We start from the raw sequence: 14,215 nt of genomic DNA, 5'->3' as shown, positions 1-14,215 counted from the left end.
CGCCCTGCGCACCCATCCAGGACCGCGGGGTTGCCTCGGGGCCATGAGTGACGACGACGACCAGCAGACCGAGCGCGACTTCGCCGACGCGGTGAACATGACCCCGTCGGAGCTCCGCGAGTGGCTCGACACCGACGAGTCGAAGCACGTCGGGCAGAAGCCCCCGGGCGGCGGTGAGTCGACCGGGCACGAGAGCGGGCGGCACGTCATCCGGATCCTCGAGAAGCACAAGGCGGACCGGACCGACGACGACCGCGCCCACATGCGGAAGGTGGTCGGCTACGTCGCCCGGCACTCGGAACAGCGGCCGGACGGCGACGTGCACGACACCCCGTGGCGGTACTCGTTGATGAACTGGGGCCACGACCCCGAGAAGCGCTGAGCCGCGCGCCGGCTCGGAACGACGCCGGGTCGGCGCCGGCGCGGACGTCGAGGCGCTGCGGGATCACTGACCGAGGTCGGCGACCGCGTCGATGCCCTCGGCGATCTCCGCCGCGTGCGTGTGGTGCAGGTAGTGCCCGCCGTCGAGCAGGACGACCTGGCCGTCGGTGACCGACGCCGCCTGCTCACGGTGCAGGCGCTCCCACCCCGGCACATCCGGGTCGTCGCCCACGACGAACAGGCGGACCGGCAGATCGGCGGGGAACGCGAGGCTGCGGGCGTGCCGGAAGTTCGCGCCGAGGTGCTCGTACTCGTCCAGGTACGTCGCGCGCATGCTGGTGCGGTGTGACAGCAGTGTCATCTGCTCCTTCTGCGCATCGGTGTAGGGCAACCCGGCGTACGCGTCGCCGGACACGGCAGTGAGCACACGGGCGAGCCCGGTGGCCTTCACGAAGCGGAACAGGCCAGACCCGACGGCTTCGTCGATGCCGGGCTGCGTCGGCACACTGCTGTCGATGCCGACGAACGCCTGCACCTCGTCCGGGTACGTGTTCGTGTACTCGAGCGCGTAGATCCCGGCGACCGAGTGCCCCGCGAGCACGTAGCGGTCGATGCCGAGGGTCGACAGCGCCTGGTGCACCTCGTCGACGATGTTCGCGCTGGTCCGGGGCCGGTCGGTGCCGTCGCTCAGGCCGTACCCGAGCGGCTCGACGACCACCACCCGGTGCGTGTCCTGCAGCCGGTCGACGAGCGGGGCGAAGTCGATCACGGGGGATGCCGTGCCGAAGCCGGGCAGCAGCACGACGGTCGATGCCCCGGACCCGGTGACGGCGACGTTGACCCGGCCGCCGGTGACGGGGACGAGTTCGCCGTACGGGCGGATTTCGTCCCGTTCCGCCGCCGTCGCGATCGCGTCGTAGGTGGCCGTGCCGCCGAGCGTGAGGGCGCCGAGGCCGACGAGCCCGACGAGCGAGAAGCCGATGATCCGGAGCGGGCGACGGCGTCGGCGTGCAGGGCGGGCCGGGGTGCTGGTGGGGGTGGCCGTGGGGTGGTGCGTGTCCATGCCTGCACGCTAGGTCCGGCCTGCGGGGCCGTACATCGGAGCACGGTACCGACGTGCCTCGCCCGCGTCGTACCGCGGGCTGACGTCGGGCGACCGCACGGCGGGCTCGGCATGGGGGAGAATGGCCGGGTGAACGAGACGGGCATGCCGCGCTTCCGACGGATCTGGTCGACCGTGCAGGTCGGCGTGCTGGCGATCGCCGTTGCCTTCTGCATCGTGATGCTCGTCATCGGGCAGGGGAAGCTCGACCGCGTCTACGCCGTCGCCGCGATCTTCTTCGGCCTGGCGCTCGTCGGGCACAGCACGTACCTCTGGCTCCTCGCCCGGAACGCCCGCACCGGCCGCTGAACCGAGGGGGCCGACGCTTCGTCTCCGGTCTCGGCTCGGCTCCGGCTACACGCCGAAGCGCAGCGCCAGCGGCACGAGCAGTCCGGCCACCCAGACGAGGACCATCACGAGCGCACCGATCGCGATGAACCGACGGCGACGACGCAGCTTCGGACTCCGCTCCTCGCCCCACATCTGTGCACGGACCAGCACCCGGTTCGCCTGCTCGACGACCTTGCGGACCTCGGGGTCGTCCAGCTCGAGGGCACCGGACCGGGCGTGTTCGGCGATGACCGTGGCTTCGTCGACGGTCAGGTCGTCCTTGCGCATGCTCCATCCTCGCACCGGGGCGAGGGGTACGGCCCGTCTGTGCGGGAACGGACCAGCAGCGCGTACCAAGGACGCATGGGACATCGGTACCGCGGGAAGATCGTCGTCGTCACCGGAGCATCGAGCGGCATCGGGAGGGCCGCGGCGCACGAGTTCGCCCGACAGGGTGCCACGCTCGTGCTCGCCGCACGCGGCCACGACTCCCTCGAGGCCGCCGCCGCCGAGTGCCGTGCACTCGGGGCCGACGCGGTCGCGATCCCGACGGACGTCGCCGACGAGCACCAGGTCGAGGACCTCATCGGCACGGTGACGAGTCGGCACGGGCGGATCGACGTCTTCGTCGGCAACGCCGCCCTGTTCGTCTACGGCCTGTTCGAGCAGACCCCCACCGAGGCGTTCAAGCGGGTCGTGGACACGAACCTCTACGGCCACCTCAACGCGATCACGCACCTGCTCCCGCACTGGAAGCAGCGCGGCACGGGCACGTACGTGCTCGTCGGCTCGATCCAGTCGCTGCTGTCCGCGCCCTACCAGTCGGCCTACGTGACGAGCAAGCACGCGGCGCTCGGCCTGGTCGACGTCCTCGGTGACGAGTTCGCGCACACCGGCATCCGCTTCACCACGCTGCTGCCGTCGACGATCGACACCCCGATCTACCAGAACGGCGCCAACTACACCGACAAGAACTCGCACCCGCTGCCGCCGACGGTCTCGGTCGAGCGCGCGGGTCGTGCCGTCGTGACCGCCGCCACGCACCCGAAGCGGTACCGCTACGTCGGCCGCATCCAGGCGTCGCTCGTCCCGCTGCAGTACGTGTTCCCGGGGCTGTTCCACAAGATCACGAAGCCGATGGTCGAGACCTTCGCGCTGCGCGGGAAGGGCGACCCCACCGACGGCAACCTCTACGCCCCGGCGGACGCCGGCAACGCCACGAACGGCGGCTGGGTCGCGAAGCGACGGCGTGTCACGCGCCCGCTCGTGTGGCTCGGTGGCGCTGCCGCGGTCGGCGCGATCGTCCTCGGCCGCGCACGGCGGTAGCACCTGAGGCCTGCCGAAACCGGGCGTACCTCCACGAACCGGGCGTACCTGCCGTGATCTTCGTGGCAGGTACGCCCGTTCTCGCTTGCTACCGCAGCCGTTCTGGGAAGGAACGTGCGGCTCAGAAGAGCTTCGCGCTCGCGCGGCGTGCCCCCTCGCCGAGCGACTGGAGCTTCGCCGCGGCGATCTGCGGGTGGATGCGGCCGCCCAGGCCGCAGTCGGTGCCGGCGATGACGCGCTCGCGCCCGACGACCGAGGCGAACCGCTCGATGCGCTGCGCGACCAGGTCGGGGTGCTCGACGACGTTCGTGGCGTGGCCGACGACGCCGGGGACGATCACCTTGCCGTCGGGCAGCGTGACGTCCTGCCACACGGTCCACTCGTGTTCGTGGCGGGCGTTCGCGGCCTCGAACGAGTACGCGCCGGCATCGATGTCGAGCATCAGGTCGACGATGTGGCGGAGCTCGATGTCGGTGGTGTGCGGACCGTGCCACGAGCCCCAGCACAGGTGGAAGCGGACGCGGCTGGTGTCGAGCCCCTCGAGCGCGTGGTTGAGCGCCTCGACGCGGATGCGAGTGAAGGCGCGGTAGTCCTCGAGGCTCGGCTCCGGGTTGATCTGGTCCCAGTTCTCGGCGATCGAGGGGTCGTCGATCTGCAGCACGAGGCCCGCGTCGAGGATGATCCGGTACTCCTCGCGCAGCGCGTCGGCCCAGGCCCAGATGTGCTCTTCGTCGGTGGCGTAGTACTCGTTCGCGACCCGGGCCGCGGAGCCGGGGGAGAGCGCCGTGATGAAGCCGTTCTCGGCACCGGCCGCTTCGACGGCGTGCTTGAGGTTGGCGGCGTCGGTGCGTGCGGCCTCGTGCCCGGTGTAGGCGATCGGGCCGGTCGTGGTGGGGAAGGCGGTGGCGTTCTTGCCGGTACCGATGCCCGACGCCGGGTCGGTGTAGGCCTCGCGGAAGATCGTCCAGTCGCGACGGTCCGGGAAGCTGGTCAGCTGCACGTTGCCCGGGCTCGAGCGGACCGGCTCCTGCGTGAAGATGTCGGCGTCCGTGAGCGAGAGTCCGCTGACGCGCTGGAACGAGTAGCCCCACCACGCGCCGTAGTCGACGCTGTTCGACATCGCCTTGCCGAACTCGCCGTCACCCGGCTGCGTGATGCCGAGGGCCGTCTGGCGGGCGACGACGTCGTCGACGGCCGCGCTCGTCATCGCACGGACCTCGTCGGTGGTCTCGAGCGTGAAGCCGTCGGCGCCCACGGGGCGGGCGGCGTTCGCGGCGATGAGCTCCGGGGTGCGCGGGAGCGACCCGGCGGTGGTGGCCTGGACGTGGTCGCTGTTTTCGAAGGGCATCGGCCCAATGTGCCACGGGGCGCCTCCGAGCCGGGCTCCGTTACGTGGCACGACGCGAGCCGGGGACAATGGGACCCCTATGCCCAGCGCACGCCCGACCTCCCGCATCCCGCTCAACACCCTCGCCGCACCGTTCGGCCTGGCCGGGTTCGCGGAGACGTGGTCGTACGCGGCACCCGTCCTCGGAGTGCCGGCCGTCGTCCCGCAGGTGTTCTGGGTGGTCGCGGCGGTGGCGTGGTCGTGGCTGCTCGGCGCGCATGTCCTGCGGGGCGTCCGGGTCGACGAACGCCTGGTCGACCAGCTCCGCCACCCGGCGCAGGGCCCGATCGCCGCCCTGGTCCCCGCGACGGCGATGCTCCTCGGCGTCGACCTCGCGCGGTTCTGGGAGCTCGGGGGGCAGGTCCTCGTGGTGCTCGCGGTGTCGGTCGCTGCCGGGTTCGCGGCGTGGTTGCTGAGCACGTGGTTCGAGGGGCGCCTGACCCTGGAGGCCGTGCACGGCGGCTACCTGCTGCCGACGGTCGCCGCGGCCCTCGTCGCCGCCGTCGCCACGCACGAGGTCGGTGTGGGCTGGCTGTCCTGGGCGTGCTTCGGCGTCGGCGTGTTCTTCTGGGGCGTGATGACCGGGCTGCTCCTCATCCGGCTGTCGTTCCGCCCTGCACTGCCCGACCCGCTCGTCCCCACGATGGCGATCCTCGTGGCTCCGCCCGCGGTGGCGACGGTGTCCCTGTTCGCGCTCACGGACGACGCCCGAACCCTGCCCGTGCAGGCCATCGCGGGCCTCGGGGTCCTCATGCTCCTCGTGCAGCTCGCCCTGCTGCCCCGGTACGTCCGGCTCGGGTTCTCGCTCGGGTTCTGGTCGTTCGTGTTCCCGGCTGCGGCGGTCGCGACGGCGGCGATCGAGTGGTTCCGGGTGCTCGACCTTCCGGTGGCGTGGGTGCCCACGACCGTGCTGCTCGTGCTGCTCACCCTGCTCGTCGTCGTGGTCGGGGTGCGGTCGCTGAGCCTGGCCGCGCGGCACCTGCTCGGGCAGGCCGAGTCGGAGCTGCACGCCGCCGACGACGAGGACGCGGCACCCGCGACGCACTGACGCGGCGCGGTGCGTCAGCACCCGTTCTGCGACGAACCACGCGTCGAACGACTCGTGGTTCGTCGCAGAACGGGTGTGCAGTGCGACGCGACCGCGCGCGGGTCAGGCGCTGACGGTCTCGTCCGCCGTCAGCACCGGGGCGATCGTCCCCGTCCGGGCGCCCTCGTACGCCGCCAGGATCATGCCGAGCACCGCGATGCCCTCGCGCTCCGTGTGGATCGGCCGCGTGCCGTCGCGCAGGCACGCCCCGAACGCGCCGATCTCGGCCGCGAAGGTGTCGACCTCGTCGAAGGTGACCGACTCGCTCGTGCCGTCCCGCAGGTCCCACCGCAGCGTCGTGCCGTCGCTCGTCAGGGCGCCGTGTTCGCCGACGACACTGAACCGCTCGGTGCCGGCGGCCGGGTCGTACGCCCAGCTCGTCACGAGCTGGCCCACGGCGCCGTTGTCGAAGCGGAACAGGGCCTGCGCCGAGTCCTCGCCCTCCATGAACGCCAACCGGTGCGTGGAGAGCATCGCGGTGGCCTGCACGGGGACGCCACCGGCCAGGTGCATGAGCAGGTAGCTCGGGTGGTAGCCGGTGTCGATGAGCTCACCGCCGCCGCTCGTCGACGCGTGGGCACGCCACCCCATGTTCGACGGGTCGAACTCATTGCGGAACGAGTCGGTGGTGCGGACCTCGTAGACGGTGCCGAGCGCCCCGCCGTCGATGAGTTCCTTGGCCTTGGCGACCGCGGGCATGAACAGCTGGTTGTGCGCGCACATCAGGGTGATGCCGGACTCGGACACCGCGCGCTGCACGTCGGCGGCCTCGTCGGGGCTCAGGCACAGCGGCTTCTCGCACAGCACGTGCTTGCCCGCCTTGGCCGCCGCGACGATCGCGTCGCGGTGCAGGTGGTGCGGCAGGCAGATGTCGACGGCGTCGATGTCCGCCTGCTCGAGCATGGCGAGGTAGTCGGTGAAGAACGGGACGCCGAGCTCCGCCCCGCGTTCCTCGGCCGTGGCCGCGAACGCGTCGGCGACCGCGGCGATGCGGATCGTGTCGGGGTGCTCGGCGTACCCGGCGATGTGCGCGGACGCGATGCCGCCCCCGCCGATGAGGCCGACGCGGATGATGTCGCTGGACATGGTGACTCCTGTGGTTGGTTCGAGGTGCTGGACTGCTGGGACGGTCAGGCGGGTGCGCCGACGAGGGCGTCGCTGGTCGCGGGCTGACCCGCTGCGTCGTTCGCGGCGACCACCAGGCGGGTGAGCTCGACGGCGCGGGCGAGGTTGTCGTCGGCACGCGTGTCGGCGGCGATGTGGTCCACCCACTGACCGAAGGCGTCCTGGGCGTCGGCGGGGACGTCGAGGGTGACCGGCTCGTCGCCGTAGGCCGGTCCGCCGGCGGTGAGTCGGGCCTCCTGGTCGGAGTACGCGAGCCAGCCCCGGGTGCCGGCCACGTCGATCGTGAACGGTGTGCCCGCGACGAAGCCGGCCTCGATGACGCCGATCGCCTGCGAGGCGTAGCCGACGGTGACCACGGCGTGGTCCTCGACCGCGCGGCCGGTGTAGGAGCGGTAGACGGCCTCGACGGTGTCGGGGCGGGCACCGAGGAACAGCTGCGTCAGGTAGACGGGGTGGCAGCCGAGGTCGGTGAGGGCGCCGCCGATCGCCGTCGCCGGGTCGAAGAAGCGCTCCGGCAGCCACGGTGCGACGGCACCGTCGTGCGAGAGCCGGACGCGGGAGTACGTGACGTCGCCGAGGCGGCCCGCGTCGAGCTCGCGCCGGATCGCGGCCGTGTAGCCGTGGTAGAGCCGCGGGAGCGAGACCACGAGCGTGACCCCGGCCGCGTCGCAGGCGGCGATGACCGCGTCGCACTCCTCGACGGTGGGGGCGAGGAGCTTCTCGGTGAAGACGTGCTTGCCGGCCGCTGCCGCGCGCTCGATCACGTCGCGGTGGACCTCGGTCGAGGTCGTGATCGTGACGGCGTCGACGTCGGTGCGGGCGAGCAACGCATCGAGGTCGTCGGTGTACTCGACGCCGAACCGTTCGGCGCCGGCTCGGCCGCGCTCGGTGTCGTCGTCCCAGACGGCCACGAGCTCGGTGCCGGGGTGGTCGACGGTCTGCTGTGCGTAGTCGCCGGCGTGGACGTGCCAGAAGCCGAGGACGGCGACGCGCAAGGGGGTGGAGGGCATGTGTCGGTGGTTCCTTTCGTGGGGGACGACCAGAGCGTTCCCGCTCAGATCCGGACCTTGTCGTAGTCCTTCGGCAACTTGAACGGCGAGTAGGTCTGCATCATCGGGTCGACGCGGTTCTGCGCCCGCTCGACGGCTTCCTGCGGACTCGCGGTACCGAGCAGCACGCTCGAGCGCGCGTCGGCGAGGGAGTCCCACCACGCGCCGCCGACGGGCAGCGGCGGGCGGCAGGTGGACGCGCCGATCGACTCGGTGAAGAAGCGGATCGACTTCGCGGAGCCCTTCGGGTCCTTCAGCGCCGCGATGTTCGACGGCACGCTCGTGGCCGGCACCATGTAGGTCTCCTGGCCCTGCTTGCTCGTGAAGTACTTCATGAGCTCCCACACGGCCTTGTTCTTCTTCGAGCCCTTCGGGACGCACAGCGCGAAGCCACCGGACCACGTGTACTTGTCGCCGCCGTCCTGCTGGGTCGGCAGGTACGCGGTGCCCCAGTCGAGGTCCTTCGGGCCGTAGTTGTCGAACGTCTGGATGGTGGAGGGGACGCTGACCATGAACGCCATCCGGTCCGCCATGAACGCGGTCTGTCCCGGCGGGTGCCCGGTCGGCTCGTAGGTCGCGATGAAGGTGTCGGCGTCCTTGTACCCGTACCGCTTCGCCCAGTCCTCGTAGAACTCGAAGATGCTGCGGACGCTCTTCGAGTCCATCGTCATCTTCGAGTCCTGCTGGTCGAAGTACGACGCACCGAGGCCGAGCCCCCACGTGAACGGCCAACCTTCGCCGTACCAGGGGAGCAGTCCCATGTGGGTGTAGTTGCCACCGGACTTCTTCGTGATGCGTTCGCTGACGTCCCACATCCGGTCCATGCTCACCGGGCCGTTGTGCTCCCAGTCGAACTCGTCGGGGTCGATCCCGGCGCCGGTGAGCATCTTCCGGTTCACGAACATGCCGCGGGCGTCGGTGTCGTGGGGGAGGCCGTAGGTCTTGCCCTGGTACGTGACCTCGCCGATCGTGAACCCGAGCCACTGCGCCAGGAACTCGTCCTTCGGCTGGTCCTCGAACTCCTCGAGCATGTCGTCGATCGGTTCGATGAGTCCGATCGCCGCGTACTGCGCCGCGCTGAACCGGTCGAGGAGCCACAGGTCGGGGGCGGTGCCGCCGCGCACGGCGGTGATGATGCTCGTGGCGTCGCCGGTGCCCTGCGACGGCACGACGTTGACCTTGACGTCGACCTCGGGGTGGATCTCGTTGAAGTCCTTGATCACCTTCGTCTGGAACGGCACGAACGTGCCGGTGACACCCCAGATCGTGACCTGGTTCGGGTTGCTCCGGCCGCTCGAGCCGGAGGCGCACGATGCTGCGAGGAGCGCGAGCGCCCCCGCACCGCCGGTCGCGGCCGCACCGCGCAGGAACGTTCGTCGGTCGAATGCGCTGCTCACTTGAAGCTCCCGATCTGGACGCCCTTGATGAACGTCCGCTGGAACACGAAGAACAGGACCACGAGCGGCAGGATGATGAGCACCGATGCCGCCATCAGCTGGTTGAACTGGAAGTCCTGCGAGTTGTTGAGACGGAAGATCTGCAGGCCGATGGACAGCGTCTGCACGTTCTCGTCCTGCAGGTAGATGAGCGGCCCGAGGAAGTCGTTCCAGGCACCCACCGCCGCGAAGATCCCGACCGTGACGAGCGCCGCCTTGGCCTGCGGGAAGACGATCCGCCAGAGGATGCCCCACTCGGAGGCGCCGTCCATCCGCGCTGCGTTGAGCAGGTCCTTCGGGATCTGCAGCAGGAACTGCCGGAGCAGGAACACGTAGAACGCGGACCCGAACAGACTCGGCACGATCAGGGGCAGGAAGGTGTTGATCCAGCCGAGTCGGGCGTACAGGTCGAACATCGGGATGAGCGTGACGGGGAACGGGATGAACAGCGTGGCGAGCACGACGTAGAACACCTTGTCGCGGCCGCGCCACTCGAGGCACGAGAACCCGTACGCGATCACGAGGTTCGACACCATCGAGAAGAGCGTCACGCAGACCGTGATGATGAGCGTGTTCCGGAAGAACGTGAAGAACGGCATCGCGTCGATCGCCTTGCCGAAGTTCGACCAGTCGAGCCACTGCGGGAACCAGGTGGGCGGGAAGGCACCGAGTTCGGAGTTGCCCTTCAGCGCCGAGATGACCATCCAGTAGATGGGGATGAGGAACAGCAGGCTCATCGCGATGAGGAGCACGCGGGCGAGGACGGACGACCACGGCGAGCGGATCGAGCCGTCGGCGTTCCGGGAGCGGTCGTCGGCCCCTTTGCGACCGCGGGGCCGGACGGACTCGATCGACGAGGTGACGGTGTCGCGGTCCGGGTGTCGTTCAGTGCGCAGTGTCATCGGTCACTCCCCGGTCACGTCGTAGTTGACGAAGCGCTTGGACAGCCAGTACACGAGCCCGGACAGGATCATGCCGGCCAGGAACAGCAGCACGGCCATGGCGCTGGCGAACCCGAGCTGCGCGTAGCTGAACGCGTTCTTGTAGAGGTAGAGCATGTAGAACAAGGTCCCGTTGTCCGGGCTGCCGAGTCCTCCGGTGCCGGACGAGATCACGTACGCCTCGGTGAAGACCTGCAGGCCGTTGCTGATGCCGGTGATCAGGTTGAACAGGATCACGGGGGAGAGCAGCGGCAGCGTCAGCGCGAAGAACTGCCGGAGCGGTCCAGCCCCGTCCACGCGGGCGGCTTCGTACAGGGTCTTCGGGATCCCGCGCAGCCCGGCGAGGAAGATCAGTGCCGCGTTGCCGGCACCCATCTGCGCGAGTGCGACGATGACGAGCTTCGCCGTGGTCGGGTCGCCGAGCAGGTTCGTCGCCGGGATGCCGACGAGCTTCATGACCTGGTTGACGAGGCCGGTCTGCGGGTTGACGAGCACCACGAAGATGAACGCCAGCGCGAAGGTCGGGATGAGCGACGGGATGTAGAGCGCCGTCCGGTACCAGCCGATCTCGCGGACGTCCTGGTTCATCGCGATGGCGATCACGATGGCGATGACGATCCCGACGGGCACCGCGATGACGGCGTAGAACAGGGTGTTGCCGACCGCGGTGTGCACGAGCGGGTCGATGAACGCGGCGACGTAGTTGGCGAACCCGACCCAGGTGATGTCGGCCATGCCCGAGTACCGGGTCAGGCTGATCGCGAACGAGTAGATCAGGGGGTAGGCGATGAACACCAGCACGCCGAGGATCCACGGCGAGATGAACGCGATGCCGACGCGCAGCCGGCGCTTCTCGGCCGGGGTCCACGGATGCTTCTCGCGTGGTCGTCGACGGACCGCGACGTCACCGCCCGTGCGCGTCCGTGGTGGTGCAGTGGTTCCGGATCGTGCGGTCGTCGTCACGAGCGTCCCTTCCGACCCCGTGCCACGCCGGTGTGGCACGGGCGAATCCGTCGTCGGACGGGCGAACCGATCGCACCGTCGCGGTTTCAATCCAATTGATTGACAAATTCGTATGACCAGAGATGCTAGGGACCATGTCCGAGCCGCGTCAACCCCTTCCTGACACCGTGGTGCAGGGCAGAACGGGCGGCACGAACCTCGTGCGCGTCGGGGTCCAGAACCGTGCGCTGGTGCTCGATCTCGTCCGTCGCCGGGGACCGTTCGCCCGCGCCGAGCTGATGCGTGCGACCGGGCTCAGCGCGCAGACGGTGTCGAACATCGCGGCGGGACTCGTGGCAGCGGGACTCGTGCGCGAAGCACCGGGCGGCGGACGACGACTCGAGGTCGTCGCTGGGTCGCGGTCGGCGATCGGGGTCCACCTCGACCCGGCGCACCTCGTCGTCGTTCGCACCGACCTGACCGGCGCCGTGCTGGCCGTCGAGCACGTCGACCTGGACGCGACGGACGACCCGGCGCGGACGCTCGACACGATGGCGGCGGCGGTGCACCGGGTCCGCGGCGACGGCAGTCGGGCCCGCTCGCGCACGGGCGTGCCCGCCCCTGCCGGCATCGGCCTCGCCGTCCCCGGCTCGATCGACCCCGACGGCGTCCGGATGGGCACCCCCGCGCAGTTGCCCGCCTGGTGGTCGCTGCCGGTCACCGACGAGCTCGCCGCCCGGACGGGTCTGCCCGTGCGGCTCGAGAAGGACGGCGTCGCGAGCGCCCTCGGCGAGGTCTGGTCCGCTGCCGGTGCCGACGACCTGGTCTCCGTGTTCCTCGGCCACGGCATCAGCGCCGCGACGGTCGCCGCGGGCGAGGTGGTCCGCGGCGCGACCGGCAACGCCGGCGAGTTCGGTGGCATGCCCGTCGAAGCCCACGGGCGCTGGACCGAGGTCTGGGAAGCCTGCCAGCCCCTGCAGCAGGTCCGGCGCGGGATCGATGCCGGGCTGCTCCCCCCGGGCATCCCGCTCGACCGCGCGAGCGACGTCCGGCACGCGTTCGAGCGGCTCTGCGCGACGCCGGCCGCAGCGCCGCTGGTCGCCGAGGCCGGTGCAGCGCTCGGATCCGCGCTCGCCCACGTCGTCGAGCTGCTCGACGTGCCACGCGTCGTGATCGGTGGCAGCGCGGCCCTCGCCGGCGGCGACGTCTTCATCGCGGCCGTCCGGGAGCGGCTCGCGGTCCGGCTGCCGAACGGGCCGTTCCCGACGGTCGCGGCGACCGCCTTCGGCGAGGCCTCGGTGGCCCGTGGCGCCGCCTGCGCGGTGCTGCAGGCCGACCTCGCCGTGCCTGCCCCCGTCGGCCGCGGCGCCGGCGTCGCTACGGGGCGTCGACCGGGAGGCCCGGTGCACGTCCGCAGCATCGCCCACCCCTGGTGAGCGGGAGGGTCCAGGGCGTCGGGTCGGCCGTGCGCGTGACGTCGCGCGACGGGGACGTCGCGTTCGCGGCCCGGGCGTCGTAGCGTCGGGGGCATGAGCACGACGACGCCGACCGCACCCGAATCCGCCACCGAGTGGGCGGCCTGGCACGACGCCCACGAACGAGCCCGGGCGAGCGAGCACGGCTTCCTCGCCATCACGAGCATCCGGTGGCTGACGAGCACGCCCGAGCGGTTCGACGACGCCCCGGGCACCTGGTCGACGGGCGAGGACGGCCCCGTCGTCGAGCTCGCGGACGGCGAGAACATCACGGTCGACGGGCAGCCGGTCACGGGCACCCACCGCTTCGGACCACTGCCCGAGCGCTCGAGCACGAACGTCCTGTGGCAGGACGGCGACGAGACCGTCGTGATCGAGGTCGCCCGTCGTGGCGGCAGCGACGTGATCCGGCCCCGACACCCGGGCAACCCGACCCGGACCGAGTACCCCGGCACCCCGACGTACGAGCCGTCGGACCGGTTCGTCGTCGACGCGCACTTCGAACCGTTCGAGGAACCGCGCGAGGTCACCGTCGGTTCGGTCGTCGACGGGCTGCAGCACGTGTACGCAGCGCCGGGCGTCCTCACCTTCGACCTCGACGGGCCGCGGTCGCTCCTCGCGTTCAACGGGCACGGCGACGGTCTGCACGTCCTGTTCACCGACCGCACCAGTGGCGTCACGACCTACGCCGCGAACCGGAGCCTGGACATCGCCGCCCCGGATGCTGCCGGCGCGACCCGGATCGACCCCAACCGCGCCACGAACCTGCCGTGCGCGTACACCGCGCACGCGACGTGCCCGCTGCCGCCGGCCGAGAACCGGCTCGACGTAGCGGTCGAGGCGGGGGAGCGGCTGCCCGCCTGAGCGCGCCGCTGCGGTGCGACGCGGTACGACGTCCTCGATGTCGTTCGCTGCGCGTGCATCGTCCGACACTCCACGAGGTGATCGACTCGTGGAACGTCGGAACATGCACGCGCACTCGATGCGTGCGCAAGAGACGACGATCCACCCGTTGATCAACGAGTGGAACGTCGGAACATGCACGCGCACCGGCCGGCGTGCGCGTCAGCCTGAGGGCACGCGCTGCCAGGTGCTCGTCGCCCGCCACGCCCGCGCATCGAACGCGAACACGCTGCCCATGCCGGGTTGGTCGAGCGCGCGTGACACCGGCGCTCCCGTCAGGTCGGCGAGGAGCAGCGCCCCGACCGCACCGTGCGACACGATGGTCGCGTCGCCCGCCGCAGTGCGCCGCCGGACCGCTCCGACGATGCGCGCCTGGGCGTCGACGGCCCGCTCCCATCCGCGGACCGATCGGGTCGGCTCCGCGAAGAACCGGTCGACGACACCCTCGAACTCCTGCGGCGGCAGGTAGCCCGTCGCGCTGCGGTCGATCTCGCCGAGCAGGGGATCCTGCGCGGGCACGAGCCCGACCGCGGCCCCGAGCAGCTCGGCGGTCTCGACGGCCTTGCGCTCCGTGCTCGACACGAGTGTCCGGACGCCCGGATCCCAGGCCAGCGGACCCGACCGCGCTGCGCGTGCGCGTCCCGCGGCGGAGAGCCCCCACGACTCGATCGGCTCGGCGGGTTCCACGACGACCTCGGCGTGGCTCAGGAAGTACGAGACCATCCGGCGAT

Annotated in this window: 15 protein-coding genes; 6 read left to right on the top strand and 9 right to left on the bottom strand. The window is 70.8% G+C overall.

What is annotated here, in order from left to right:
* The first annotated feature begins 43 nt into the window (after positions 1-43).
* Positions 44-382: a DUF3140 domain-containing protein gene (locus ITJ69_RS07390; protein ID WP_194672454.1), complete on the top strand. Its 339-nt coding sequence runs from the start codon at positions 44-46 to the stop codon at positions 380-382.
* Between the two features lie 63 nt (positions 383-445).
* Here ITJ69_RS07390 and ITJ69_RS07385 read toward each other — a convergent pair whose 3' ends face one another.
* Positions 446-1,444 (bottom strand): alpha/beta fold hydrolase, encoded by a 999-nt coding sequence (locus ITJ69_RS07385; RefSeq protein ID WP_194672453.1) that lies wholly within the window; start codon positions 1,442-1,444, stop codon positions 446-448.
* Between the two features lie 144 nt (positions 1,445-1,588).
* On the opposite strand from ITJ69_RS07385, the gene ITJ69_RS07380 reads away from it, so the two are divergent.
* The gene (locus tag ITJ69_RS07380) at positions 1,589-1,792 is read left to right on the top strand and encodes a hypothetical protein (RefSeq protein WP_111085656.1); all 204 of its coding nucleotides are present in this window, start codon (positions 1,589-1,591) and stop codon (positions 1,790-1,792) included.
* A gap of 45 nt (positions 1,793-1,837) precedes the next feature.
* Here ITJ69_RS07380 and ITJ69_RS07375 read toward each other — a convergent pair whose 3' ends face one another.
* Positions 1,838-2,101: a hypothetical protein gene (locus ITJ69_RS07375; protein ID WP_123672725.1), complete on the bottom strand. Its 264-nt coding sequence runs from the start codon at positions 2,099-2,101 to the stop codon at positions 1,838-1,840.
* Between the two features lie 75 nt (positions 2,102-2,176).
* Between ITJ69_RS07375 and ITJ69_RS07370 the strand changes: the two genes are divergently transcribed.
* Entirely contained in the window at positions 2,177-3,139 is a 963-nt protein-coding gene (locus ITJ69_RS07370) for an SDR family NAD(P)-dependent oxidoreductase (protein ID WP_194672452.1), read from the top strand.
* 121 nt (positions 3,140-3,260) lie between these two features.
* Here ITJ69_RS07370 and ITJ69_RS07365 read toward each other — a convergent pair whose 3' ends face one another.
* Entirely contained in the window at positions 3,261-4,487 is a 1,227-nt protein-coding gene (locus ITJ69_RS07365) for a cobalamin-independent methionine synthase II family protein (RefSeq protein ID WP_194672451.1), read from the bottom strand.
* Between the two features lie 79 nt (positions 4,488-4,566).
* On the opposite strand from ITJ69_RS07365, the gene ITJ69_RS07360 reads away from it, so the two are divergent.
* Entirely contained in the window at positions 4,567-5,574 is a 1,008-nt protein-coding gene (locus ITJ69_RS07360) for a transporter (RefSeq protein WP_194672450.1), read from the top strand.
* A 102-nt stretch (positions 5,575-5,676) separates the two neighbouring features.
* Here the strand turns inward: ITJ69_RS07360 and ITJ69_RS07355 are convergent, their stop codons facing one another.
* Genes ITJ69_RS07355 through ITJ69_RS07335 form a run of 5 tightly spaced genes read right to left on the bottom strand, consistent with a single transcriptional unit; the run spans position 5,677 to position 11,127 of the window.
* Entirely contained in the window at positions 5,677-6,699 is a 1,023-nt protein-coding gene (locus ITJ69_RS07355) for a Gfo/Idh/MocA family protein (RefSeq protein WP_123340474.1), read from the bottom strand.
* 44 nt (positions 6,700-6,743) lie between these two features.
* Positions 6,744-7,748: a Gfo/Idh/MocA family protein gene (locus ITJ69_RS07350; RefSeq protein ID WP_194672449.1), complete on the bottom strand. Its 1,005-nt coding sequence runs from the start codon at positions 7,746-7,748 to the stop codon at positions 6,744-6,746.
* A 44-nt stretch (positions 7,749-7,792) separates the two neighbouring features.
* Positions 7,793-9,184 carry an ABC transporter substrate-binding protein gene (locus tag ITJ69_RS07345; RefSeq protein ID WP_194672448.1) on the bottom strand — a complete coding sequence of 464 codons (1,392 nt, stop codon included), beginning with the start codon at positions 9,182-9,184 and terminating at the stop codon, positions 7,793-7,795.
* Positions 9,181-10,125 carry a carbohydrate ABC transporter permease gene (locus ITJ69_RS07340; RefSeq protein WP_111085649.1) on the bottom strand — a complete coding sequence of 315 codons (945 nt, stop codon included), beginning with the start codon at positions 10,123-10,125 and terminating at the stop codon, positions 9,181-9,183. The genes ITJ69_RS07345 and ITJ69_RS07340 overlap by 4 nt, the downstream gene beginning before the upstream one ends.
* 3 nt (positions 10,126-10,128) lie before the next feature.
* Positions 10,129-11,127 (bottom strand): carbohydrate ABC transporter permease, encoded by a 999-nt coding sequence (locus tag ITJ69_RS07335; protein WP_111085648.1) that lies wholly within the window; start codon positions 11,125-11,127, stop codon positions 10,129-10,131.
* A 134-nt stretch (positions 11,128-11,261) separates the two neighbouring features.
* Here ITJ69_RS07335 and ITJ69_RS07330 point away from each other — a divergent pair, with 134 nt between their 5' ends.
* Both ITJ69_RS07330 and ITJ69_RS07325 read left to right on the top strand, forming a co-directional pair.
* Positions 11,262-12,542, top strand: a complete 1,281-nt coding sequence (locus tag ITJ69_RS07330) for an ROK family transcriptional regulator (RefSeq protein WP_194672447.1) — start codon at positions 11,262-11,264, stop codon at positions 12,540-12,542.
* A gap of 93 nt (positions 12,543-12,635) precedes the next feature.
* Positions 12,636-13,445: a DUF1684 domain-containing protein gene (locus ITJ69_RS07325; protein ID WP_194672446.1), complete on the top strand. Its 810-nt coding sequence runs from the start codon at positions 12,636-12,638 to the stop codon at positions 13,443-13,445.
* A 201-nt stretch (positions 13,446-13,646) separates the two neighbouring features.
* Here ITJ69_RS07325 and ITJ69_RS07320 read toward each other — a convergent pair whose 3' ends face one another.
* Positions 13,647-14,207 (bottom strand): histidine phosphatase family protein, encoded by a 561-nt coding sequence (locus ITJ69_RS07320; protein ID WP_131878808.1) that lies wholly within the window; start codon positions 14,205-14,207, stop codon positions 13,647-13,649.
* Positions 14,208-14,215: the final 8 nt, after the last annotated feature.

The sequence above is a fragment of the Curtobacterium sp. VKM Ac-2887 genome (assembly GCF_015350935.1).
In the GTDB taxonomy this organism is placed as follows: Bacteria; Actinomycetota; Actinomycetes; order Actinomycetales; family Microbacteriaceae; genus Curtobacterium.
The sequence above is the reverse complement of the archived record's forward strand: the minus strand, read 5'-3'. Positions and strand labels throughout refer to the sequence as shown.